The organism is Blastococcus sp. SYSU DS0552, from assembly GCF_054050815.1.
In genome coordinates, this window is the sequence record NZ_JBJHAB010000004.1 from 1 (window position 1) to 22,191 (window position 22,191).

General features: G+C 74.4%; 22 protein-coding genes. 17 read left to right on the forward strand and 5 right to left on the reverse strand.

The features are described 5' to 3' along the window. Nucleotides 1–160: 160 nt before the first annotated feature. From ACI8AG_RS05030 to ACI8AG_RS05060, 7 genes are all read left to right on the forward strand, one after another. Nucleotides 161–1,579, forward strand: coding sequence for an FAD-binding oxidoreductase (locus ACI8AG_RS05030; protein WP_456596166.1), 1,419 nt, complete (start codon nt 161–163; stop codon nt 1,577–1,579). Beyond that, nucleotides 1,576–2,928 (forward strand): FAD-dependent oxidoreductase, encoded by a 1,353-nt coding sequence (locus ACI8AG_RS05035; protein WP_456590042.1) that lies wholly within the window; start codon nt 1,576–1,578, stop codon nt 2,926–2,928. Before ACI8AG_RS05030 ends, ACI8AG_RS05035 begins: the two co-directional genes overlap by 4 nt. A 14-nt stretch (nt 2,929–2,942) precedes the next feature. Then, nucleotides 2,943–3,566, forward strand: coding sequence for a pentapeptide repeat-containing protein (locus ACI8AG_RS05040; RefSeq protein WP_456596167.1), 624 nt, complete (start codon nt 2,943–2,945; stop codon nt 3,564–3,566). A gap of 249 nt (nt 3,567–3,815) precedes the next feature. Beyond that, nucleotides 3,816–4,016, forward strand: a complete 201-nt coding sequence (locus tag ACI8AG_RS05045; RefSeq protein ID WP_456596168.1) for a hypothetical protein — start codon at nt 3,816–3,818, stop codon at nt 4,014–4,016. Between the two features lie 130 nt (nt 4,017–4,146). Next, a complete protein-coding gene (gene fbaA / locus ACI8AG_RS05050; protein ID WP_456590041.1) occupies nt 4,147–5,181 on the forward strand; it encodes a class II fructose-bisphosphate aldolase in 1,035 nt (344 codons plus the stop codon). 2 nt (nt 5,182–5,183) lie between these two features. Beyond that, nucleotides 5,184–5,606 carry a DUF3151 domain-containing protein gene (locus ACI8AG_RS05055; RefSeq protein WP_456596169.1) on the forward strand — a complete coding sequence of 141 codons (423 nt, stop codon included), beginning with the start codon at nt 5,184–5,186 and terminating at the stop codon, nt 5,604–5,606. A 155-nt stretch (nt 5,607–5,761) separates the two neighbouring features. Beyond that, a complete protein-coding gene (locus ACI8AG_RS05060; RefSeq protein WP_456596170.1) occupies nt 5,762–5,911 on the forward strand; it encodes a GPGG-motif small membrane protein in 150 nt (49 codons plus the stop codon). Nucleotides 5,912–5,951: 40 nt separating this feature from the next. Here ACI8AG_RS05060 and ACI8AG_RS05065 read toward each other — a convergent pair whose 3' ends face one another. Genes ACI8AG_RS05065 through ACI8AG_RS05075 form a run of 3 tightly spaced genes read right to left on the reverse strand, consistent with a single transcriptional unit; the run spans nt 5,952 to nt 8,571 of the window. After that, complete coding sequence (locus tag ACI8AG_RS05065; protein WP_456590038.1) at nt 5,952–6,788, reverse strand: ATP-binding cassette domain-containing protein; 837 nt, start codon at nt 6,786–6,788, stop codon at nt 5,952–5,954. Next, entirely contained in the window at nt 6,785–7,918 is a 1,134-nt protein-coding gene (locus ACI8AG_RS05070; RefSeq protein WP_456596171.1) for an ABC transporter permease, read from the reverse strand. Before ACI8AG_RS05070 ends, ACI8AG_RS05065 begins: the two co-directional genes overlap by 4 nt. Nucleotides 7,919–7,956: 38 nt before the next feature. Beyond that, nucleotides 7,957–8,571 (reverse strand): hypothetical protein, encoded by a 615-nt coding sequence (locus ACI8AG_RS05075; protein WP_456590036.1) that lies wholly within the window; start codon nt 8,569–8,571, stop codon nt 7,957–7,959. Between the two features lie 112 nt (nt 8,572–8,683). Here ACI8AG_RS05075 and ACI8AG_RS05080 point away from each other — a divergent pair, with 112 nt between their 5' ends. Then, nucleotides 8,684–9,973 (forward strand): adenylosuccinate synthase, encoded by a 1,290-nt coding sequence (locus tag ACI8AG_RS05080; RefSeq protein WP_456590035.1) that lies wholly within the window; start codon nt 8,684–8,686, stop codon nt 9,971–9,973. 46 nt (nt 9,974–10,019) lie between these two features. Then, nucleotides 10,020–11,069: a ribosome small subunit-dependent GTPase A gene (rsgA, locus tag ACI8AG_RS05085; protein ID WP_456596172.1), complete on the forward strand. Its 1,050-nt coding sequence runs from the start codon at nt 10,020–10,022 to the stop codon at nt 11,067–11,069. 62 nt (nt 11,070–11,131) lie between these two features. On the opposite strand, the gene ACI8AG_RS05090 is transcribed toward rsgA, so the two are convergent. Beyond that, nucleotides 11,132–12,157 (reverse strand): glycerophosphodiester phosphodiesterase family protein, encoded by a 1,026-nt coding sequence (locus tag ACI8AG_RS05090; RefSeq protein WP_456590033.1) that lies wholly within the window; start codon nt 12,155–12,157, stop codon nt 11,132–11,134. A 204-nt stretch (nt 12,158–12,361) separates the two neighbouring features. On the opposite strand from ACI8AG_RS05090, the gene purD reads away from it, so the two are divergent. Next, entirely contained in the window at nt 12,362–13,648 is a 1,287-nt protein-coding gene (gene purD / locus ACI8AG_RS05095; protein ID WP_456596173.1) for a phosphoribosylamine--glycine ligase, read from the forward strand. On the opposite strand, the gene ACI8AG_RS05100 is transcribed toward purD, so the two are convergent. Next, nucleotides 13,645–15,093, reverse strand: a complete 1,449-nt coding sequence (locus ACI8AG_RS05100; protein WP_456596174.1) for an AI-2E family transporter — start codon at nt 15,091–15,093, stop codon at nt 13,645–13,647. The two genes, purD and ACI8AG_RS05100, sit on opposite strands and share 4 nt — an antisense overlap. A gap of 96 nt (nt 15,094–15,189) precedes the next feature. Here ACI8AG_RS05100 and purB point away from each other — a divergent pair, with 96 nt between their 5' ends. The 7 genes from purB (at nt 15,190) to ACI8AG_RS05135 (ending at nt 22,162) form a co-directional block, all read left to right on the forward strand. Beyond that, nucleotides 15,190–16,497 (forward strand): adenylosuccinate lyase, encoded by a 1,308-nt coding sequence (purB, locus tag ACI8AG_RS05105; RefSeq protein WP_456590030.1) that lies wholly within the window; start codon nt 15,190–15,192, stop codon nt 16,495–16,497. Beyond that, nucleotides 16,494–17,357: a phosphoribosylaminoimidazolesuccinocarboxamide synthase gene (locus ACI8AG_RS05110; RefSeq protein WP_456596175.1), complete on the forward strand. Its 864-nt coding sequence runs from the start codon at nt 16,494–16,496 to the stop codon at nt 17,355–17,357. Before purB ends, ACI8AG_RS05110 begins: the two co-directional genes overlap by 4 nt. A 125-nt stretch (nt 17,358–17,482) precedes the next feature. After that, nucleotides 17,483–18,355 (forward strand): endonuclease domain-containing protein, encoded by an 873-nt coding sequence (locus ACI8AG_RS05115; protein ID WP_456596176.1) that lies wholly within the window; start codon nt 17,483–17,485, stop codon nt 18,353–18,355. 142 nt (nt 18,356–18,497) lie between these two features. After that, nucleotides 18,498–18,737, forward strand: coding sequence for a phosphoribosylformylglycinamidine synthase subunit PurS (gene purS, locus ACI8AG_RS05120; RefSeq protein WP_456590027.1), 240 nt, complete (start codon nt 18,498–18,500; stop codon nt 18,735–18,737). Between the two features lie 10 nt (nt 18,738–18,747). Continuing rightward, on the forward strand, nt 18,748–19,419 hold the full coding sequence (gene purQ, locus ACI8AG_RS05125) for a phosphoribosylformylglycinamidine synthase subunit PurQ (protein WP_456590026.1): 672 nt from the start codon (nt 18,748–18,750) through the stop codon (nt 19,417–19,419). Continuing rightward, a complete protein-coding gene (gene purL, locus ACI8AG_RS05130; protein WP_456596177.1) occupies nt 19,416–21,785 on the forward strand; it encodes a phosphoribosylformylglycinamidine synthase subunit PurL in 2,370 nt (789 codons plus the stop codon). Before purQ ends, purL begins: the two co-directional genes overlap by 4 nt. Continuing rightward, on the forward strand, nt 21,785–22,162 hold the full coding sequence (locus ACI8AG_RS05135; RefSeq protein ID WP_456590024.1) for a sterol carrier family protein: 378 nt from the start codon (nt 21,785–21,787) through the stop codon (nt 22,160–22,162). The genes purL and ACI8AG_RS05135 overlap by 1 nt, the downstream gene beginning before the upstream one ends. Nucleotides 22,163–22,191: the final 29 nt, after the last annotated feature.

Below are 22,191 nucleotides of genomic sequence, written 5' to 3' on the forward strand. Positions count from 1 at the left end.
TTATTTCATCAGGGGGGTCGGGTGCTCCCCCGGCGGGGCGGCGGGCCCCCGCCCGCGCCCCCCCCCCCCCCCCCCCCCCCCCCCCCCCCCCCCCCCCCCCCGCGCCCCCCCCCCCCCCCCCCCCCCCCCCCCGCCGGACTGGAGGCCGTACGGTGTGACGGTGACCACGACGACGGCGACGTGGCTCGCCGAGCTGACCGACGCGTTGGGCCCCGACGGCGTCCTGACCGACCCCGACGTGACGGCCGGCTACGCCCGCGACCAGGCGATGATGGCGCCCGCCGGAACCCCGGCGGCCGTGGTGTTCCCGCGCCGCACCGACGACGTCGTCGCGGTGATGCGGGTGGCCTCGCGGCACGGCCTCCCGGTGGTCCCGCGGGGCGCCGGCTCCGGGCTCGCGGGCGGCAGCAACGCCGTGGACGGCGGGATCACGCTGGTGATGACCCGCATGAACGCCGTCCTGGAGGTCTCGCCGGCCGACCGGCTGGCCGTCGTCCAGCCGGGGGTGGTGAACAAGCAGCTGCGCGACGCGGTCGCCGGCAGCGGGCTGTTCTACCCGCCGGACCCGAGCAGCTACGACTGGTGCACCATCGGCGGCAACCTCGCCACCAACTCCGGCGGTCTGTGCTGCGTCAAGTACGGCGTCACCACCGACTACGTGCTGGGCCTGGAGGTGGTGCTGGCCGACGGCCGGGTGCTCCGCACCGGGCGCCGCACCGTGAAGGGCGTGGCCGGCTACGACCTCGCCCGGCTGTTCGTGGGGTCCGAGGGCACCCTCGGCGTCATCACCGAGGCGACGCTCGCGCTGCGGCCCGCACCGAAGGCGCCGGTCACCCTCGCCGCCTCCTTCGCCACGACGGCCCAGGCGGGGCAGGTCGTCGAGCGGGTGGTCACCGCCGGGCTGGTGCCCAGCCTGCTGGAGATCATGGACAACACCTGCATCCGCACCGTCGACCAGGTGCTCAAGGCCGGCCTGGACCACGACACCCGCGCGCTGCTGGTGGCGCAGTCCGACACCGGCGGGGCGGCCGCCGCCGAGGAGATCGCGACGCTCACCGCGCTGTGCGAGGACGCCGGCGCGCAGTTCGTCCACTCCACCGAGGACCAGGCCGAGGGCGACCTGCTCCTCGCCGCCCGGCGCATGGCGCTGCCCGCCCTGCAGCAGGTGGGGGGCGCGATCCTCATCGACGACGTCGCCGTCCCCCGGTCGCGGATCGCCGGGTTCCTCGACGGCTGCGACCGCATCGCCGCGGAGCGCGCCGTCGTCGTCGGGGTGGTCGGGCACGCCGGCGACGGCAACATGCACCCGACCGTCTGCTTCGACGGCGGCGACGCCGACCAGCGGCAGCGGGCCTACGCCGCCTTCGACGACATCCTGGAGCTCGGGCTGTCGCTGGGCGGGACGATCACCGGCGAGCACGGGGTGGGTGTGCTCAAGGTCGACTGGCTGGAGCGCGAGATCGGCCCGGTGTCGCTGGACGTGCACCGCTCGATCAAGTCCGCGCTCGACCCGGCCGGGCTGCTCAACCCCGGCACGGTGTTCCGCAGCGCGCCGGCCGGTGCCACGCTGGGGCGATGAGCAGGGAGCGGTTCCTCGTCATCGGAGGCGACGCGGCCGGGATGTCCGCGGCGGCCCAGGCCCGCCGGCTGCGGAACGCCGACGACCTCGAGATCGTCGTGCTCGAGCAGGGCGACGTCGTCTCGTACTCCGCCTGCGGCATCCCCTACTGGGTGGGCGGGGAGGTCCAGGGCCGGGACGAGCTGATCGCCCGGACGCCGGCGGAGTTCGCCGCTCGGGACATCACCGTGCACACCGGCACGCGGGCGGTCGGGATCGATCCCGACGCCGGGAAGGTCGTCACCGACACCGGCGAGCGGATCGGCTACGACCGCCTCCTCGTCGCCACGGGAGGCCGCCCGACCCGCCCGCCGATCCCCGGCCTGGACGCGCCGGGCGTCTTCGGCGTGCACCGGCTCGACGACGGCGCCGCCATCCGGGCCGCGCTGGACGCCGGTCCGCGCCGCGCGCTCGTCCTGGGCGGCGGCTACATCGGGCTCGAGATGGCGGAGGCGTTGCAGCGGCGCGGGCTGGCGGTCACCGTCGTGCTCGCCGACCCGCTGCCGATGCAGCTGCTCGACGCCGACATGGCCCAGCGGGTCTGCGCGGGCATGGGGGCCATGGGCATGGAGATGCACCCCGACCAGGCGGTCCGCGAGATCCTGGTGGACGAGTCGGGCCGGGCGCGGGGGGTGCGCACCGACGCCGGCAGCTACGACGCCGACCTGGTGGTGCTGGGCCTGGGCATGGGGCCGGAGGTGGCGCTGGCCGAGCAGGCCGGCATCCGGCTCGGGACCACCGGCGCCATCGACGTCGACCGCACCCAGCGCACCCGCTCGCACCCGGAGATCTACGCCGCCGGCGACTGCTCGCAGACCTTCCACCGGGTCACCGGCGAGGTCGCCCACGTCGCCCTGGGCACCCACGCGAACAAGCAGGGCCGGGTGGCCGGCTCGGTCGTCGGCGGACGGGCAGCCCGCTTCGCCGGGGTGCTGGGGACGGCGCTGACCAAGGTGGGGGACCTGGAGATCGGCCGCACGGGGCTGTGCACCACCGAGGCCGAGCAGGCCGGGTTCGACTACCGCACCGACACCGTGGAGGCGACGACGAAGGCCGGGTACCACCCCGGCGCGGAGGAGATCGCGATCAAGCTGCTGAGCGAGGCGGGCTCGGGGCGGCTGCTCGGCGCCCAGATCGTCGGCGGCCCCGGTTCGGGCAAGCGGATCGACGTGCTGGCCGCCGCGATCTGGGCGGGGATGACCGCCGAGGACCTCGCCGGGTCCGACCTCTCCTACGCGCCGCCGTTCTCGCCGACCTACGACCCGGTGGTCGTCGCCGCCCGGGTGGTCAGCCGCATCGAGCAGGGCTGACAGTGCACCGCCGCGTGCTGCCGTCGACCGACGTCCGGGACGCGGACTGGTACGGCGAGGACCTCTCCGGCCGGGAGCACGAGGGAGTTGCCTTCAGCGGGGTGGACCTCACCGAGGCCACCGGCACCGGCGTCGCCTTCACCGACTGCACGTTCCACGACTGCCGGTTCACCCTGGTCGACCTCACCGACGCGGCCTTCGCCAACTGCACCTTCACCGGCTGCTCGTTCTTCTCCGCGACCCTGACCGGCTGCAAGCTCGTCGGCGCGGTATTCGACCGGTGTTCGTTCGACCAGCTCACCGTCAGCGGCGGTGACTGGTCCTTCGCCGTCCTGCCCGGTGCCGACCTGCGCCGCGCGACGTTCCGCGGCACCCGGCTGCGGGAGGCCGACCTCACCGGCCTGTTCGGCGCCGGGATCAGGCTGCGCGACGTCGATCTCTCCGGGGCGGAGCTGCACGAGGCCGATCTCAGCGGCGCCGACCTGCGCGGCAGCGAGCTCCCGGCGTTCGACCCGCGCGATCTCCGGCTGGCCGGGGCGCGGATCGACCTCGCGCAGGCGGTGCAGGTCGCCATCGCGCTCGGGCTCCGGGTGGGGGACGACGAGGCCGACCAGCCGGCGCGGCAGGGCCGGCCGTGAGGCGCCGGGCCGCCGCCTTCCTGATCATCGGGGCGGGGCTCGCCGGCTGCACGGCGGACGGCGACCCGCCGGTCGACTCCCCGGTCCAGGCGGCCGGCTGCGACTCCCCGGCGATCGGCGCCGGCGAGCCCGTCGTCGTCCCGGCCACCGGCGGCACCGTCACCGCACTGGGTTTCGGGATGGGCCCGCCCCGGGTCGGTGACGAGCTCAAGATCGTCTGGCGGGTCACGGGGGAGGGGGGAGTTCGAGGTGCGCCCGGTCCGCCCGGACGGCACCGACGGCGAGCTCGGCTTCGGGCCGGAGCCGCACGCGAGCAGCAACTTCTCGGCACCGGGAGAGGAGTGGGGTACGTCCGTCGTCCTCGACGCCGCCGGGTGCTGGGCGGTGCAGGTCGAGCGCGGCCAGGTCGCCGCGGAGCTGTCCCTGCACGTCCGCGACGCCGCCGGGTGACCGCCGTGTCGCCCGGTCGGGCTCCGCTGCCGCCCACGCTGTCGCAGGCAGGGGGCACAGCGCGATACTGATCACCGACGTCCGCACGTACAGCGCAGTACAGCCGTTCCCGACGGAGGAGTGCACGCCCATGCCCATCGCGACCCCCGAGGTCTACGCCGACATGATCAGCCGGGCGAAGGAGGGCGGGTTCGCCTACCCGGCGATCAACTGCACCTCCTCGGAGACGATCAACGCGGCGCTGCGCGGCTTCGCCGACGCCGGCAGCGACGGGATCATCCAGTTCTCCACCGGCGGCGCCGAGTTCGGCTCGGGCACCCGGGTCAAGGACATGGTCACCGGCGCGGTGGCGCTCGCCGAGTTCGCCCACGTCGTCGCCGAGAAATACCCGATCAACGTGGCGCTGCACACCGACCACTGCCCCAAGGACAAGCTCGACTCCTACGTCCGCCCGCTCATCGCGCTGTCGAAGGACCGGGTGGACGCCGGGCAGGAGCCGCTGTTCCAGTCGCACATGTGGGACGGCTCGGCGATCGAGCTCGGGGAGAACCTCGACATCGCCGAGGAGCTGATGGAGAAGTCCGCCGCCGCCAAGCTCGTGCTGGAGCTGGAGATCGGCATCGTCGGCGGCGAGGAGGACGGCGTCGTCGCCGAGATCAACGAGAAGCTCTACACCGCCGACGGCGACTTCCTGCGCACCGCGCAGAAGCTGGGGCTGGGGGAGCGCGGGGTCTACCTGCTCGCGGCGACCTTCGGCAACGTGCACGGCGTCTACAAGCCGGGCAACGTCAAGCTCCGCCCCGACGTGCTCCAGCGCGGGCAGGCGCTGGTCGCGAAGGAGTTCGGCCTCGGCGAGGACGCCAAGCCGTTCAACCTGGTATTCCACGGCGGCTCGGGCTCGGCGGAGTCGGAGATCCGCGAGGCGCTCTCCTACGGCGTCGTGAAGATGAACGTCGACACCGACACCCAGTACGCCTTCACCCGGCCCATCGCCGGGCACATGTTCAGCAACTACGACGGCGTGCTGAAGATCGACGGCGAGGTCGGCAACAAGAAGGTCTACGACCCGCGCAGCTACATGAAGGCCGCCGAGACGAACATGGCCGCCCGTGTCGTCGAGGCGTGCGAGCACCTGCTCTCGGCCGGCCAGTCGCAGGGGGCCTGACGATGAGCCACTCCCACGGCAACCTGCTGGGCGAGCCGCCGGCCACGCTGCTGCCGGCCACGCCGGAGGCCGACGCCGAACTCGCCGAGGGCGCCACGCTCGCGGAGGTCGCCGCGCACCACCCCACGGTGAGCGCGGTGTGGGCGGGCCTCGCCGAGGAGGCGATGAGCCGCCCCGAGCGGGCGCTCGGCGACACCATCCAGGCCTACGCCTACGCCCGCACCGGCTACCACCGCGGGCTCGACGCGCTGCGCCGCAACGGGTGGAAGGGCTACGGCCCCGTCCCGTGGTCGCACGAGCCGAACCGGGGCTTCCTGCGCTGCGTCACCGTCCTGGCACGGGCGGCCTCGGCCATCGGCGAGACGGCCGAGGCCGAGCGCTGCAGCCAGCTCCTGCGCGACTGCGATCCGACGTTGACCATCTGATTGCTCACCATCGGTAACGGGCGGTCCGCGGTCTGCGGGCCGCCCGTCCACGTCCCACCAGCGCTTTCAGGTGTCCGGGTTTGGAACATCCCCGGATCGCTCACTACTGAGCGTGCACGGCGCCGGGACCGGCGCCCGGAAGAGGAGACGTACCGATGCTGGAAACGCTGCTCTGGATCCTCGCCGTCGTCCTGGTGGTCGCCGGCGTCGTGGCGATCATCCGCAAGGAGATCGTCTGGGGGATCGTGCTCATCGTCGTGGGGCTGCTGGTCGGCCCGGGCGGGGTGAGCATCTTCACCGGCTGACCGGCCCCGGGCCCCCGCGCGGCGGGGGCCCGGGGGAGTTTCACCGCTCGCCGAGCTCCGGGTGCAGCGCGGTGAGCGCGTCGGTCAGGGTGGTCAGCTGGTCCCCGCCGGCCATCAGCGCGGTGAGCACGTCGGCGTCGACGTCGTCGCGGGTGAGGTTCCCGGCCACCTGGCCGTGGGCCAGCAGCAGGAACCGGTCACCGATGAGGTGGGCGTAGCGCGGGTTGTTGGTGACGACGACGACCGCCAGCCCCTGGGTGCGGGCCGCGAGGACGGACTGCCCGAACAGCGTCTGGCGCGCCACGGTCATGGGCGTGACGGGCTCGTCGATCACCAGCGCGCGGGCGCCGAAGTGCAGCGCACGGGCGACGGCGAGGCTCTGGCGTTCCCCGGCCCGCAGGGCGCTGGCCGGTTGGTCGGGGTCCAGCCCGGTGACGCCGACGCGGGCCATGGCGCGCACGGTGGTCTCGCGGGCTCCGTCCAGGTCGAGGCGGCGTAGCGGCCACACCCCCCGCGTGGGCTCGACGCCCAGGAAGAAGTTCCGCCACACCGACAGCAGCGGGGCGACGGCGAGGTCCTGCCACACGGTGGCGATGCCCAGGTCCCGCGCCTGCCGGGGGGACCGGAACCGGGTGGGCACGCCGTCCACCAGCAGCTCGCCCTCGTCGTGGCGGCGCAGCCCGGAGACCACCGACACGAGCGTGGACTTGCCGGAGCCGTTCTCCCCGAGGACGCAGGTGATCTGCCCGGGCAGGAGCGCCACGCTGACCCGGCTCAGCGCCGGCACGCTGCCGTGCCGCACGGTGACGCCGCGCAGCTCCACGACCGGGGTGGGGCCCGGCGCGGCGGCCTCGTCGACGGGGGCGGCGGAGCTCACGACCGTGGCCTCGCCCGGAGCCGCCGGCGCACCTCGCCGTTGGCCAGCAGCGCCACCAGCAGGAGCACCCCCAGCAGTGCCTGGAACCAGCGGGTGTCCCAGTCGGCCAGGGTGATGCCCTGCCGGGCCACCGCGTACAGCAGGGCGCCGACGGCGGCGCCGATCGTCGACCCGTATCCGCCGGTCAGCAGGCAGCCGCCGATGACCGCCACCACGATGAAGTCGATCCCGCTGAGGATGCCGACGGTCCCGCCGGCCTGGACGCTGCCCAGCCGCACCAGCGTCATGGTGCCGAGCAGCCAGCCCGCTGCCGCGGTGAGGCAGAACAGCGCCACCGTGGTCCGGCGCACCGGGACGCCGAGCTCACGCGCGGCTCGCCGGGCGCCCCCGCTGGCGAACACCGCGTTGCCGAACTTGGTCCGCCACAGCGCCCAGGTGGCCAGCGCGGTGAGGCCGAGCCACCAGAGGATGCTCACGCTGAACCGGCCGTTGCCCAGCTGCGCGGTCGCGTCGAAGACAGCCGTCGCCGACGACCAGCCAGGGGCCTGGTCCAGACCGCCGATCCGCGTGCCGCCGGCGACCTCCTGGGCCCCGGCCTGCGAGGTGCCCTGCAGGATCAGGAAGGTCGCCAGGGTCACCAGGAAGCTCGGCAGGCCGGTGTTCACGACGAGCACGCCGTTGACCACCCCCACGAGCAGCGCCGCCAGCAGCGAGACGAGCAGGGCCGGCCAGGTGCCCCACCCCGCGTGGCCGATCAGCAGCGCCGTGAGCAGTGAGCTGGCGACGGCGACCACCCCGACCGAGAGGTCGAACTGCCCCGCCACCAGCAGGAGCGCGACGGCGACGCCGCCGATGCCGAGCAGCGCCGCGGTGTCCAGGACCGTCGCCAGCCCGAAGGGGCTGACCAGGTCCGGCACGCGCACCGCGAAGAAGGCGACGACCACGAGGAGTCCGACGACGGCGGGCAGGCTCGGCCGGGTGAGCGTGCGCGCCAGGGAGCGGCGGCCGGTGGGGGCCACGGCGGCGCGGGACCCGAACGAGGTGCGCGGATCGGTGATCACCGGCACGTCGACCCAGCGGGACAGCAGGACGTCGGCAGCGGGTCCTCCTCGGGCGGTCGGGTGCCCCACCAGTGTCCACGACGGCCCCGGCCCCGCGCAGGCCGCTCCTAGGGGACCAGGCGCCACCGCACCCGGTCGTCGGCGTACCAGGTCCACCGGGGGACGGGGCGCACGTAGGGCACCCCGTCGCGCACCACCCGAGCGGGGTCGGAGGCGACCTGGAGGGCGCGCCCGCTGGTCTGCCGGGTGGGGCGCAGCGGCTGGGTCATCACCGTCACGCCGATGGTGTCGACGGCGGTCCAGTCCGGTCGGACGTCGATCCGGGTGATCTCGCCGTCGGCCACCTTGATGTCGTCGTGGTACGCCTGCAGGCCCAGCCGGCGCGACAGGGAGCGGCGGCCGTTCCCGGGGGCCTCGATCCGGCCGTGGTGCAGCAGCACACCACCGTGGTCGTCGCGGACGAGGGTGAGATCCCGGGTGGTGCCCGTGCCGAGCCCCAGCGCGCGCGCCAGGGCGGCCGAGCCCTTGTCGGCGGTCGGCTCCCAGGCCACCGGCACCTCTGCCGTGCGCCCGGCCTTCAGCAGCGCCGCCAGCACCCCCGACAGGGCCGCGACCGGGCCGCGCACCACCAGCTGCCCGGCCCCGGCGACCGGCTCCAGCTGGCTCCGCAACGGCGCCTCCCCGGGACCCAGGCGGCGGAGGTCCAACTCGACCGACGACATGCCGATACCCTGTCACCCGTCCAGCCCCACCGTCCCGGCCGACCTGCCGGCCGGATCGATCCGGGTGTCGTGCGCCGACCGTCACCCCACCGAACAGGAGACCCAGGAGCCGATGCCCGCTGTCGTGCTGATCGGTGCCCAGTGGGGCGACGAGGGCAAGGGCAAGGCCACCGACCTGCTCGGCGGCCGCGTCCCCTACGTCGTCCGTTACCAGGGTGGCAACAACGCCGGGCACACGGTGATCACGCCCGACGGTGAGAAGTACGCCCTCCACCTGATCCCGTCCGGGATCCTGACGCCGGGCTGCACGCCGGTGATCGGCAACGGTGTCGTGATCGACCCGCAGGTGCTCATCGACGAGCTGGCGGGCCTGGAGGAGCGCGGGGTCGACACCTCGCGGCTGGTGATCTCCTCGGACGCGCACCTGATCATGCCGCACCACCGGGCGCTGGACCGGGTCACCGAGCGGTTCCTGGGCAAGCGGAAGATCGGCACCACCGGCCGGGGCATCGGCCCCGCCTACGGCGACAAGGTCGCCCGCGTGGGCATCCGGGTGCAGGACCTGCTCGACCTGTCGATCCTCCGGCAGAAGCTGGAGGGGACGCTCCAGGAGAAGAACCAGGTCCTGGTCAAGGTCTACAACCGCAAGGCCATCGACGTCGACGAGGTCGTCGAGGAGTACAGCCAGTACGCCGAGGCGCTCCGGCACCGCATCGTCGACACGCGGCTGCTGCTGGGCAATGCGCTCGACGCCGGCGAGTGGGTGCTGCTCGAGGGCTCGCAGGGCACGCTGCTCGACGTCGACCACGGCACGTACCCGTTCGTCACCTCGTCCAACCCGACCGCGGGCGGGGCGGCCGTCGGCGCCGGGGTAGGCCCGACGCGGATCGAGCGCGTCGTGGGCATCCTCAAGGCGTACACCACCCGCGTCGGCTCCGGCCCGTTCCCCACGGAGCTGCACGACCAGTGGGGCGAGTACCTGCGCAAGCAGGGCGGCGAGGTCGGCGTCACCACCGGGCGCGACCGGCGCTGCGGCTGGTTCGACGCCGTCGTGGCCCGCTACGCCAGCCGCGTCAACGGGATCACCGACTACTTCCTCACCAAGCTCGACGTGCTCTCGGGGCTCGAGACCGTGCCGATCTGCGTCGCCTACGAGATCGACGGCGTCCGGCACGACGAGATGCCCATGACGCAGACCGACTTCCACCACGCGAAGCCGGTCTACGAGGAGATGCCGGGCTGGTTCGAGGACATCCGGCACTGCCGGACCTTCGACGAGCTGCCCGCGGCCGCCCAGGCCTACGTGCGGCGGCTGGAGGAGCTCTCCGGGGCCCGGATCAGCGTGATCGGCGTCGGCCCCGGCCGCGACGAGAACGTCGTGATCCACGACCTCATCGCCTGAGAAAACCCCGCGACAGCGGGGCGGACCGGGCGTCACCATCGCCGGCGTGGATCTCCTCGCGCTGGGTTGGACGGCCGACCGCGTCGCCGAGCTCCCGCCCGGCTGCGAGCCCGGGCGGGTGCTGCGGGTCGACCGCGGCCGGCTGGCCGTGCTCGCCGCGGGCGGTGAGCGACGCGTGCACCCGTCCGCCGCCGTGCACCACGAGGCCGGTCCGGCCGTGGGGGACTGGGTGGCGCTGCGCGGGGAGCTGGCGCTCGCCGTCCTCCCGCGTCGCAGCGCCTTCACCCGCACCGCCGCGGGCCGGACGTCGGCGGCGCAGGTCGTGGCGGCCAACGTCGACGTGGTCCTCGTCGTCGACGCGCTGATCGGCCAGGCGCGGGTGCGGCGCATCGAGCGCTACCTCGCGGTGGCCTGGAGCAGCGGGGCGGCTCCCGTCGTCGTCCTGACGAAGGCCGACCTGTGCGACGACGTGGCCGCCGTGGTGGGGCAGGTCGCCGAGGACGCGCTCGGCGTCCCGGTGCTGCCGGTCAGCTCGGTGACGGGGCAGGGGCTGGCCGCTGTCGGTCAGCTCGTCGGCCCCGGCCGGACGGCGGCGATGGTCGGCCCCTCCGGCGTCGGGAAGTCCAGCCTCGCCAACGCGCTGGCCGGCCGGGCGGTGGCCGGCACCCGGGACATCCGCGAGGACGGCCGCGGGCGGCACACCACGACCGCCCGGGAGCTGCACCGGCTGCCCGGTGGCGGGCTGCTGATCGACACGCCCGGGATGCGCGAACTGGGTCTGCACGACGACGCTGGGGGCGTCGACCGGGCGTTCGCCGACGTCGCGGAGCTCGCCACCGCGTGCCGGTACCGCGACTGCGCGCACCGCACCGAACCCGGGTGCGCCGTCGCCACGGCCCTCGAGGACGGCCGGCTGGACCCCGCCCGCTTCACCGCCTGGCGGAAGCTGCAGGGCGAGGCCCACCGCCAGCGGCTCCGTGTCGATGCCCGGGCCCGGGCCGAGGAACGCGCCCGGCTGCGGAGCGTGCACCGGGCGCAGCGACCTCGTCGCCCTCCGGACGACACCGCGGCCAGGCGGGGGACCGGCTCGCGCTGAGCCGGCGCGTGGGCTGTGCCGGGGCCCTCCGGGCTCCGCGCCGCACCGACGTGCGGTGGCGCTCAGACCAGCTGGGCGGCCATGGCGGTGCGGGCGCGGACGGCGTGCTCGGGGGAGTCGCTGATCAGGCCGTCGACCCCGAGGGCGAGCAGGGCCAGGGCGTCGCCGACGGCGTCCCCGAGCCCTCCGGGAGCGTCGCCGCGCCGCAGGTGGGCGGGGAGGAAGGTGTTCTCCGCCCGCAGCGTCCAGCAGAGGACCGTCAGCTCCGCGGCGTGTGCCTGGGTGACCACGTGCGGGGTGCCGGTGACCGCCTGCTGGGCACCGCTGGCCAGGATCCGGTCGCGGCTCGGGGCGATGCCCTGCGCGTAGGTGGAGATCTCCCGCAGACCGGCCGGGGTGACCATCGCATCGCCTGCCGTGTCGTCACCGACCAGCTGGACCAGCCGGGGGCCGTCCTCGCCCAGCCGGGCACGCAGGTCGCGCAGGACGGCGGGGTCGAACGCCTGCACCACCACGGTGCCCTCGGCGCTGTCGGCACCGAGCCGGCGCAGCTCCTCGGCCACCAGCTCGCCCATGTGCATGCCCAGCGCGGCCCAGTACCCGGGGTGCTTCAGCTCGGCGAGCACCCGCACCGGCCGGTCGGCGGTCGACCGGCAGCGGGCCAGCTCGACGACCTCGGCCAGCGTCAGGATGCCGTAGCGGCCGTCGTAGGCGGTGTTCAGCGGCCGCAGGGACGGCATCCGCTCGACCGCGCGGAGGGTGCGCAGCTCGGCGTGGGTGAAGTCCTCGGTGAACCAGCCGGTCCACAGCTCGCCGTCGACCAGCTTGGTGGTCCGGCGGTCGGCGAACTCCGGGTGGTCGGCGACGTCGGTGGAGACGGAGAGCTCGTTCTCGTGCCGGACGACGAGCACGCCGTCGCGGCTGAGCACGACGTCGGGCTCGATGAGGTCGGCACCCAGGTCGATGGCCAGCTCGAAGCTGGCCCGCGTGTGCTCCGGCCGGTAGGCCGGAGCGCCGCGGTGTCCGATGACGACGGGCCGGGGAAGGCGTGCCCCTGGCCGGACGGCCAGCGACTCGGTCGCGCGCATGGCACCCACCACACAGGAATCGGGTGAATCCGGGGCGAACTGGAGGGGACGGGTTGCGCACGATCGAAAGGCCAGCTCGCTGACCAGCGGACGACCACCTCTGCTGTGACAGACATCACCCGAGGTGTCTGTGGCTGGTGTGACTCGCCGCCCGGCGGCGCCGCCCGGAGCGTGGCCGGCCGGGCATCGGTAGGGTCGCGGCTCGTGCGCGTGCTGGTGATCGGCTCCGGTGCCCGGGAGCACGCCCTGTGCGTGGCTCTCCAGTCCGACCCTGCGGTTCGCGAGCTCGCCTGCGCCCCCGGCAACGCCGGGACCCGGGTGGCCGCGCCGCCGCCCCCCGGAGGGGAACAGCTCGCCGCGGCCGATCCGGTCGCGGTGGCGGCGCTGGCCCGGGACTGGGGGGCCGACCTGGTGGTGATCGGCCCCGAGGTGCCGCTGGTCGCCGGAGCGGCCGACGCCGTCCGCGAGGCCGGCATCGCCTGCTTCGGGCCCTCGGCGCAGGCCGCGCAGCTGGAGGGCAGCAAGTCCTTCGCCAAGCACGTGATGACGGCGGCCGGCGTCCCCACCGCCCGCTCGTGGCCCGTCGGTGGCCCGGCGGAGCTGGAGACGGCGCTCGACGAGGTCGCCGCGCTCACCGGCGGCGCCCCCTACGTGGTCAAGGACGACGGGCTGGCCGCCGGCAAGGGTGTGCTGGTGACCCCGGACCGCGACGCCGCCCTGGCGCACGGGCGCGGGGTGCTCGACGCCGGGGGAGCGGTGCTGGTCGAGGAGTTCCTCGACGGCCCCGAGGTGTCGCTGTTCGCCGTCACCGACGGGACGACGGTGCTGCCGCTGGTGCCCGCGCAGGACTTCAAGCGCCGGGACGACGGTGACGGCGGTCCCAACACCGGCGGCATGGGGGCCTACGCCCCGCTGCCGTGGGCACCGCCCGGGCTGGTCGACGAGGTCCTCGCCACCGTGCTGCAGCCGACCGTGGACGAGATGGCACGCCGCGGCGAGACGTTCAGCGGCCTGCTCTACGCCGGGTTGGCCCTCACCTCCCGCGGCGTGCGGGTGGTGGAGTTCAACGCCCGGTTCGGGGACCCGGAGACGCAGGTGGTGCTGCCGCTGCTGGAGACCCCGCTGGGCGGGCTGCTGCACGCCGCGGCCACCGGCACCCTCGCCGACCACCCGCCGCTGCGCTGGCGGGACGGCGCGGCGGTGACCGTCGTCGTCGCCGCACCGGGGTACCCCGAGGCGCCGCGCACCGGCGACCCGATCACCGGGGCCGAGGGCGAGGGCGTGCTGCACGCCGGCACCGCGCTCGCCGACGACGGCACGGTCCGCTCCGCCGGTGGGCGGGTCCTCGCCGTCACCGCCACCGGCTCGGACCTGGCCGCCGCCCGGCAGGCCGCCTACGAGCGGGTCGCCGGCGTCCGGCTGGCCGACGCGCACTGGCGCACCGACATCGCGCTCGCCGCCGTCGAGGGCCGCATCGACCTTCCCGGTTAGCTCGCCGCGACCACGGGCCGCGCCCGCTCCGGGCGTGGTTCGGGCGGCCGTGGCCCCTCGTGCCGGCGGCTGAGGTAGGTGCCCGCGACGTTCACGCACGCCACCGTGGGGACGGCGATCAGCGCGCCGAAGATGCCGCCGACGAGCAGGCCCGCGGCGATCGCGAGGACCACGGCCAGCGGGTGCACGCGCACCGCCCGGCCCAGCAGCAGCGGCTGGAGCACGTGGCCTTCCAGCTGCATGACGCCGATGACGATGGCGAGCGTGATCAGCGCGGTGATCGGGCCGTTGGAGACCAGGGCCACCAGGACCGCCACCGTGCCGGCCAGGAAGCCACCGATGATCGGCACGAACGCGCCGAGGAAGACCAGCGCCGCCAGCGGGATCACCAGCGGCACCCCGAGGACGGCCAGCCCGACGCCGATGCCGACGGCATCGACCAGCGCCACGACCACGGTGGCGCGGACGTAGGAGATCAGCGTGCGCCACGAACGCCGGGCGGCCTCGTCGAGGTAGGCGCGGGAGGCGGCGGGGAACAGGCCCACCAGCCACAGCCAGATCGACCGGCCGTCCTTGAGGAAGAAGAAGAGGGTGAACAGCGCCAGCACGATGCCGGTGACGACCTCGCCCACCGTCGCCGCGGTCGTCAGCGCCCCGGAGGCCAGCGTGTCCTGGTTGTCCAGGAGCACGTCCTGGGCCTGGTCGAGGAGGTCGGCGAGCTGGCCCTCGCTGATGGGGAACCGCCGGACGACGAAGGTCTGGACCTGCTCGAGGCCCTCGCTCACCTGCTCGGCCAGGTCGGCGAAGCCCGCGGTGAACCGCTCGACGACCAGCGTGATGATCCCGGCCACCACGGTGAGGCCCACCAGCAGCATCGTGAAGGCGGCCAGCGGGGGCGGCCAGCCGCGTCTGGCGAGTCCCGCGGCACCCGGTTGCAGCAGCGCCGCCAGCAGCAGCGCCACCAGCACCGGGACGACGACGACGGCGATGTAGGCGGCGGCGGAGAGCAGGACGTAGAAGCCGGCGATCACCACGATGAGCCGCCAGGACCAGGCGGCCGCCGTGCGCAGCCCGAACGGGACGTCGTCCTCCGCGTGGGCGGGCTGGACGACGGCCGGCGGCCCGGGAGGGCGCGGCCCGGACCCCTCGGGGGAGCGGGCGTCGGGCGGGCCGCCGACCCCGCCGGGACCGACCACGCCGTCCAGGTCCGGGGCGCCGGGGGTCGGGCTGCCCAGGGGCGGGCTGGTGGCGCCGGCGTCGTCCGGCCGATCGCCCGGCCCGTCGGGCACGGGATCGTGCCGGATGCCGACCGGATAGGGATCGGGTGGCCCGTGGTGGTGGTGCCAGGCGTGCGGATCGTGCTCGCGGGCGGCACGGATCCGGTCGCGGGCGCGCGCGGCGAGGTCCCCGGTGCGCACGGCGAGATCACGGGCGCGACGCCGCATCGATCACCTCCGGTAGGGGCCGTTCGTGATCACGCTAGCCCTACGGGAGACTGTCCCCGTGCTGCGACGAGCTGACCGGTGGCGGGCGGTACCCGCATGATCGAGCGCTACACCCTTCCGGACATGGGCCGGGTCTGGAGCGACGCCCACAAGTACGAGCTGTGGTGCCGCGTCGAGACGCTTGTGCTCGAGGCGCACGCCGCCGCGGGCCGCGTCCCGGCCGACGTCGTCGAGCCGGTGCGCAACGCGCCCCCGCCCACCGCCGAACGGGTCGCCGAGATCGAGGAGACGACGCAGCACGACGTCATCGCCTTCCTCACGGCCTGGGCCGACAACACCGAACCCCGCTCGGCGGCGGCGTTCGTGCACCACGGCATGACGTCGTCGGACCTGCTCGACACCGCGCTGGCCGTCCAGCTCACCGAGGCCACCGACATCCTGCTGGCCAAGGCCGACCGGCTCGTGGCGGCCCTGCGCGACCACGGGCTGGCGCACCGTTCGACGATCAAGGTCGGGCGGACGCACGGCGTGCACGCCGAGCCCGTCGTGTGGGGGCACCGGGTCGCCGACCTGGCCTTCGCCGCCGCCCGCTCGCGCGACCGGCTGCGCGCGGCGCGCGATGCCGTCGGCGTGGTGGCGATCTCCGGCGCCGTGGGCACGTACTCGCTGATCGACCCCTCGGTCGAGGTCGCCGTCGCCGAGGCGCTGGACCTCCGGCCCGCCGACGCCTCCACCCAGGTGGTGCTCCGCGACGGGATCAGCGAGTGGGTCTCGGCGCTGGCGATCATCGCCACGGTCTGCGAGGCGATCGCGCTGGAGGTCCGGCACGGTCAGCGCACCGAGGTGCGCGAGCTGTCGGAGGCGTTCGGCTCGGGCCAGAAGGGCTCGAGCGCGATGCCGCACAAGAAGAACCCGATCCGCTCCGAGCGCATCGCCGGGCTCGCACGGGTGGTCCGGGCGGCGATCGTGCCGGTCATGGAGGGCATCCCGCTCTGGCACGAGCGCGACATCTCGCACTCCTCCACCGAGCGGGTGTTCCTCCCCGACGCCGCCATCACCACCGACTACCTGCTGAACCTGACCGCGGGCCTGGTGGAGAACCTGGTGGTCGACGCCGACCGGATGCGGGCGAACCTCGAGTCCACCGGAGGGCTCATCTACACCTCGTCGGTGCTGCTCGAGCTGGTGGAGAGCGGGCAGTCCCGCGAGGACGCCTACGCGCTGGTCCAGTCGGCGGCCATGGAGACGTGGAACTCGGGCACTCCCTTCCGGGAGACGCTGCGGACGCGCGCTGCTGCCTCGGGCGTGACGCTGGACGAGGCGCGGCTGGACGAGATCTGCCGGCCGGAGGAGTACGTCGCCAACCTGGGGCCGTTGTTCGACCGGCTGGCCGCGCTGTCGTGAGCGTGGATCTCCCGCTGGTCGCCCGCGGCAAGGTGCGGGAGATCTACGACGCCGGCGACGACCAGCTGCTGCTCGTGGCCTCGGACCGCATCTCGGCCTACGACTGGGTGCTGCCCACGCCGATCCCGGACAAGGGGCGGGTGCTCACCCAGCTGTCGGTGTGGTGGTTCGACCAGCTGACCCCGGTGCTGGACTCGTTCGGGGCCTCGCACCACCTGGTGTCGGCGGTGGACGTGCCCGCATCGGTGACCGGTCGCGCGATGCTGGTGCGGCGGCTGGAGATGCTCCCGGTGGAGTGCGTGGCCCGCGGCTACCTGTCCGGTTCGGGGACGAAGGAGTACGAGCGGACCGGCTCGATCCGCGACGTCCCCCTGCCCGCCGGGCTGGTGGAGGGCTCGAAGCTCCCCGCGCCGGTGTTCACGCCGTCCACCAAGGCCGAGGTGGGTGAGCACGACGAGGCGATCGACTTCGCCGCCGTCGTCTCCGCGGTGGGTGCCGAACGGGCCGAGGAGCTGCGCGAGCTGACGCTGGCGCTCTACCGGCGGGGTGCGGAGATCGCGGCCGAGGCGGGCATCGTGCTGGCCGACACCAAGTTCGAGTTCGGGGTCGCGCCCGACGGCGGACTCGTGCTCGGCGACGAGGTGCTCACCCCCGACTCCTCGCGGTTCTGGCCGGCCGGCACCTGGTCGCCGGGCGCGGTGCAGCCCTCCTACGACAAGCAGTTCGTGCGCGACTGGCTGACGTCGTCCGGCTGGGACCGCGTCTCCGAGCCGCCCGAGCTGCCCGCCGACGTCGTCGCCGCCACCCGCGAGCGCTACGTGACCGCCTACGAGCAGCTCACCGGCCGCCGCTTCGCCTGACCCCGACGCGCGAGATCTGCACACTCGCCCCCATCAGGGCCGGCACAGGGGCCAGATCGCATATCTCGAAAAGCGTCTGTGGACAGCCGCCGCGCCATGCGGCTGGCAGCGGCCACCATCCCCCGGTGCCCGCGCGTCCCGCCCGCTCCCGACTCACCGCACCGGCGACGCGTGCGATGGCGGCGGCGGCCGGGATCAGCGGCAAGCAGCTCCGGCACCGCGACGTCGTCCGGCTGTCGAGGGACACCTACGTGCCCCGCGCTTTGGTGGACGACGTCACGGTCCGGATCGAGGCGGTGCTGCTGACCGCGCCGCCCGGTGCTGTCGTCAGCCACCGGACCGCGGCGGCGATCTGGGGCGTGGACATCCCCCTGCAGCGGGACGACGGCCGGGTCCACCTGACCGTGGCCACGGGCTCGGCCGTGCGCGCCCGCGCCGACCGCTGCATCCACCGCTCCCCCCTGGGCCCCGGCGAGGTCGACCAGCGCCTCGGCTTCCCCCTGACCACCCCGCGGCGGACCTGGCGCGATCTCGCGGCGACGCTGCCGCCGGCTGCTCTCCTCGCGGTGACCGACCAGCTGCTCGGGTCGTGGTGCACGCCCGCCGACCTGGAGGAGCAGTTGGCGCTGCGACCGGCAGGGAGGGGGTCCGCGCGGGCGCGGTCGGTGCTCCCCGTCGCCGATCCGCGGGCGGAGTCGCCCATGGAGTCGGTGCTCCGCTGGCTCATCCACGCCGCCGGGTTGCCGGCTCCGGTGCTGCAGCACCCCGTCCGGACGCCGGGCGGGGAGTTCCGCGCCGACCTGGCCTGGCCGGAGCGCCGGGTCCTCGTCGAGTTCGACGGCGATCTGCACCGCGACCGCGCGGTCTTCGTCCGGGACCTCCGGCGCCAGAACGCGCTGGTCGCCGCGGGGTGGACGGTCCTCCGCTTCAGCTCGGCGGACGTCCTCGGGCGTCCGGACCAGGTGGTTACCGAGACCGCCCGGGCGCTCGCCCGGTGAGATCTGCGATGTGGCCCCGTCCAACGGGCTGATGAGGGCCGCTGTGCAGATCTCGCCGGGGCACGGGAGCACTCGGCGGGGTCCGGCCGGGGAGAGCAGGGTCACGCGGGGGTCGGGGGGAAGCCCCGGTACCCTCGGCGGCATGTCCCGCGTGGTCGTCGACGTCGTCCTGAAGCCGGAGATCTCCGACCCTCAGGGGCAGGCCGTCCTCGGTGCCCTCGGCCGGCTCGGCCACGACTCCGTCCGGAGCGTCCGCCAGGGCAAGCACTTCGTGCTCGAGGTCGACGGGACCCCCGACGAGGCCGAGCTGAAGCAGATCGCCGAGACGCTGCTGGCCAACCCGGTCATCGAGGACGTCGAGCTGCACCTCCCCAACGACTGAGAGAACCGCTGTGCGCATCGGTGTCATCACCTTCCCGGGCTCCCTGGACGACGTCGACGCCGCGCGCGCGGTGCGGCTCGCCGGGGGTGAGCCCGTCGCCCTCTGGCACGCCGACCACGACCTGCAGGACGTCGACGCCGTCGTCCTCCCCGGTGGCTTCTCCTACGGCGACTACCTCCGCGCCGGTGCCATCGCCGCCCGCTCCCCGCTGATGCAGGACGTCGTGGCCGCGGCGAACCGCGGCCTCCCGGTGCTCGGCATCTGCAACGGCTTCCAGGTGCTCTGCGAGGCCGGGCTCCTGCCGGGCGCGCTGACCCGCAACAGCCACCTGCACTTCCGCAACCGCGACCAGGTGCTGGTGGTCGAGCGCGCCGACACGGCCTGGACGCAGGACTACGCGACCGGCCAGCGCATCGTCATCCCCGTGAAGAACGGTGAGGGCCGCTACGTCGCCGCCGACGCCGAGCTGGACCGGCTGGAGGGCGAGGGCCGGGTCGTGTTCCGCTACGTCGACGGGAACCCGAACGGGTCCAGCCGCGACATCGCCGGCGTCACCAGCGAGAACGGCCGGGTCGTCGGCCTCATGCCGCACCCCGAGCACGCGATCGAGGACCTCACCGGGCCGTCGACCGACGGCCTGGGCTTCTTCACCAGCGTCCTGAAGGCGGTCGTGAACGCGTGAGCGACGACGTGACGGCGGGTCGGGCCAGCGCGACCGCGGGGCTCTCCGACCTCGACACCGGACCCGGCCGGCTCGCCAACCGGCTCGACACCGTCGAGCTGGCGGCGAGCACCCCCGACGACGAGCAGCCCTACGCCGAGCTGGGCCTCAAGGCCGACGAGTACGACCGCATCAAGAGCATCCTCGGCCGCCGCCCGACCACGGCGGAGCTCGCGATGTACAGCGTCATGTGGAGCGAGCACTGCTCCTACAAGAGCTCCAAGGTCCACCTCCGGCAGTTCGGTGACCTGCCGCCCAGCGACGCACTGCTGGTCGGCATCGGCGAGAACGCCGGTGTGGTCGACGTCGGCGACGGCTACGCGGTGACCTTCAAGGTCGAGAGCCACAACCATCCGAGCTACGTCGAGCCCTACCAGGGCGCGGCCACCGGCGTCGGCGGCATCGTGCGCGACATCCTGACCATGGGCGCCCGCCCGATCGCGGTCATGGACTCGCTCCGGTTCGGCCGCGCCGACGCCCCCGACACCGCCCGCGTGCTGCCCGGCGTCGTCGCCGGGGTAGGGGGCTACGGCAACTGCCTGGGCCTGCCCAACATCGGCGGCGAGGTCCTCTTCGACGACTGCTACGCCGGCAACCCGCTGGTCAACGCGCTGTGCGTCGGGGTCATGAAGCACGAGGACGTGCGGCTGGCCAAGGCCGAGGGAGTCGGGAACAAGGTCATCCTGTTCGGCGCCCGCACCGGCGGCGACGGCATCGGCGGGGTCAGCGTGCTGGCCAGCGAGACCTTCGACGCCGAGGGCCCGGCGAAGCGCCCGAGCGTGCAGGTGGGCGACCCGTTCACCGAGAAGCTGCTCATCGAGGCGTGCCTGGAGATCTTCCAGCAGGACCTCGTCACCGGCATCCAGGACCTCGGCGGCGCCGGCCTCTCCTGCGCCACCAGCGAGCTGGCCAGCGCCGGCACCGGCGGCATGCACGTCGACCTCGACACCGTCCCGCTGCGCGACAGCACCCTCACGCCGGCCGAGATCCTGATGAGCGAGTCGCAGGAGCGGATGTGCGCGATCGTGGAGCCGGACAAGGTCGACGCCTTCCTGGCCGTCTGCCGGAAGTGGGACGTGCTGGCCACCGTCATCGGTGAGGTCACCGACGGCGACCGGCTCACCGTCGACTGGCACGGCGAGCGGATCGTCGACGTCCCGCCGCGGACCGTGGCCCACGAGGGCCCGGTGTACGAGCGGCCGATGGCCCGGCCGCGCGACCTCGACGCCCTGCAGGCCGATGACGCCGGGAACCTGCCCCGGCCGCAGACCGGCGCCGAGCTGCAGGCCCACTGGCTGGCCGTCGTCAGCAGCCCGGACGGCGCGGACAAGACGTGGGTCACCGAGCAGTACGACCGCTACGTCCGCGGCAACACGGTGCTCGCCCAGCCCGACGACGCCGGGGTGGTGCGCATCGACGAGCAGAGCCACCGCGGCATCGCGCTCTCGCTCGACGGCAACGGCCGGTACGCCCGCCTGGACCCCTACACCGGCGCGCAGCTCAACCTCGCCGAGGCTTACCGCAACGTGGCCGTCTCCGGCGCGAAGCCTCTCGCCGTCACCAACTGCCTCAACTTCGGCTCCCCGGAGAACCCCGAGGTGATGTGGCAGTTCGCCGAGGCCGTGCGCGGCCTGGCCGACGGCTGCCGCGAGCTCGGCCTGCCGGTCACCGGTGGCAACGTCAGCCTCTACAACCAGACCGGGGACGTGGCGATCAACCCGACCCCGGTCATCGGTGTGCTCGGTGTGCACCAGGACGTCCGCACCCGGGTCTCCTCCGGCTGGCGGGCGGCCGGGGAGACGGTGCTCCTGCTGGGCACCACCCACCCGGAGTTCGGCGGCTCCGCGTGGGCGAGCGTCGTGCACGACCACCTCGGGGGGCGGCCGCCGGCGGTCGACCTGGCCGCGGAGCGGACGCTGGGCGACCTGCTGGGCGCCCTCGGCCGCGAAGGCGTGATCAGCTCCGCGCACGACCTGGCCGACGGCGGGCTGGCCCAGGCGCTCACCGAGTCGGCGCTGCGGTACGGCGTCGGCGCCGCCCTGGACCTCGGTGCGGACCCGTTCACCGCGCTGTTCAGCGAGTCCGCCGCCCGGGCGGTCGTCACCACGTCCGACCCGGGCGGGGTGAAGACCACCGCCGAGTGGGCGGGCGTGCCGGTCACCGAGCTCGGGACGACGGGGGGCGACTCGGTCGCCGTGGCCGGCCTGCTCGAGCTGCCGCTGGCCGAGCTGCGCGCCGCGTGGACCGCGACGCTGCCGGCTCTCTTCGGCGGTCCGGAGCACAGCACCCCGCTCACCGTCCCGGCGGGCACCGTCCCCACGTCCTGATGCCGGCGCCCATCCCGGCCGAGGAGCTGCGGGCGGTGGTCGACCCGGTGCGGGCCTGGCTGGCGGGGGAGGCGGAGCAGCCGCCCCGGGCGGTGCTGGGTGCCGCCGTGAAGACGACGGCGCGCTGGCTGGCCCAGCAGGTGCCGGGCCGCTCGGTGGAGCTGCGGGTGCCGCCGCACGTCGCCGTCCAGTGCGTCGAGGGGCCCCGGCACACCCGCGGCACGCCGCCGAACGTCGTCGAGACCGACGCGGCGACCTGGCTCCGGCTGGCCACCGGGCAGCTCACCTGGGACGAGGCCGTCGCCGGGGGGACGCTCACCGCGAGCGGCAACCGCGCCGACCTCTCCGCTCTGCTCCCGCTTCGTCCGCTCCGCTGAGGCCCCGGGAACACGACAGCGGCGGGGAT

What these genes read in the sequence shown, in the direction of transcription:
- ACI8AG_RS05035 (WP_456590042.1), top strand. Translation starts at nt 1,576, where the DNA reads ATGAGCAGGGAGCGGTTCCTCGTCATCGGAGGCGACGCGGCCGGGATG.
- fbaA (WP_456590041.1), top strand. Translation starts at nt 4,147, where the DNA reads ATGCCCATCGCGACCCCCGAGGTCTACGCCGACATGATCAGCCGGGCG.
- ACI8AG_RS05055 (WP_456596169.1), top strand. Translation starts at nt 5,184, where the DNA reads ATGAGCCACTCCCACGGCAACCTGCTGGGCGAGCCGCCGGCCACGCTG.
- ACI8AG_RS05060 (WP_456596170.1), top strand. Translation starts at nt 5,762, where the DNA reads ATGCTGGAAACGCTGCTCTGGATCCTCGCCGTCGTCCTGGTGGTCGCC.
- ACI8AG_RS05075 (WP_456590036.1), bottom strand. Translation starts at nt 8,571, where the DNA reads ATGTCGTCGGTCGAGTTGGACCTCCGCCGCCTGGGTCCCGGGGAGGCG.
- ACI8AG_RS05080 (WP_456590035.1), top strand. Translation starts at nt 8,684, where the DNA reads ATGCCCGCTGTCGTGCTGATCGGTGCCCAGTGGGGCGACGAGGGCAAG.
- ACI8AG_RS05090 (WP_456590033.1), bottom strand. Translation starts at nt 12,157, where the DNA reads ATGCGCGCGACCGAGTCGCTGGCCGTCCGGCCAGGGGCACGCCTTCCC.
- ACI8AG_RS05100 (WP_456596174.1), bottom strand. Translation starts at nt 15,093, where the DNA reads ATGCGGCGTCGCGCCCGTGATCTCGCCGTGCGCACCGGGGACCTCGCC.
- purB (WP_456590030.1), top strand. Translation starts at nt 15,190, where the DNA reads ATGATCGAGCGCTACACCCTTCCGGACATGGGCCGGGTCTGGAGCGAC.
- purS (WP_456590027.1), top strand. Translation starts at nt 18,498, where the DNA reads ATGTCCCGCGTGGTCGTCGACGTCGTCCTGAAGCCGGAGATCTCCGAC.
- ACI8AG_RS05135 (WP_456590024.1), top strand. Translation starts at nt 21,785, where the DNA reads ATGCCGGCGCCCATCCCGGCCGAGGAGCTGCGGGCGGTGGTCGACCCG.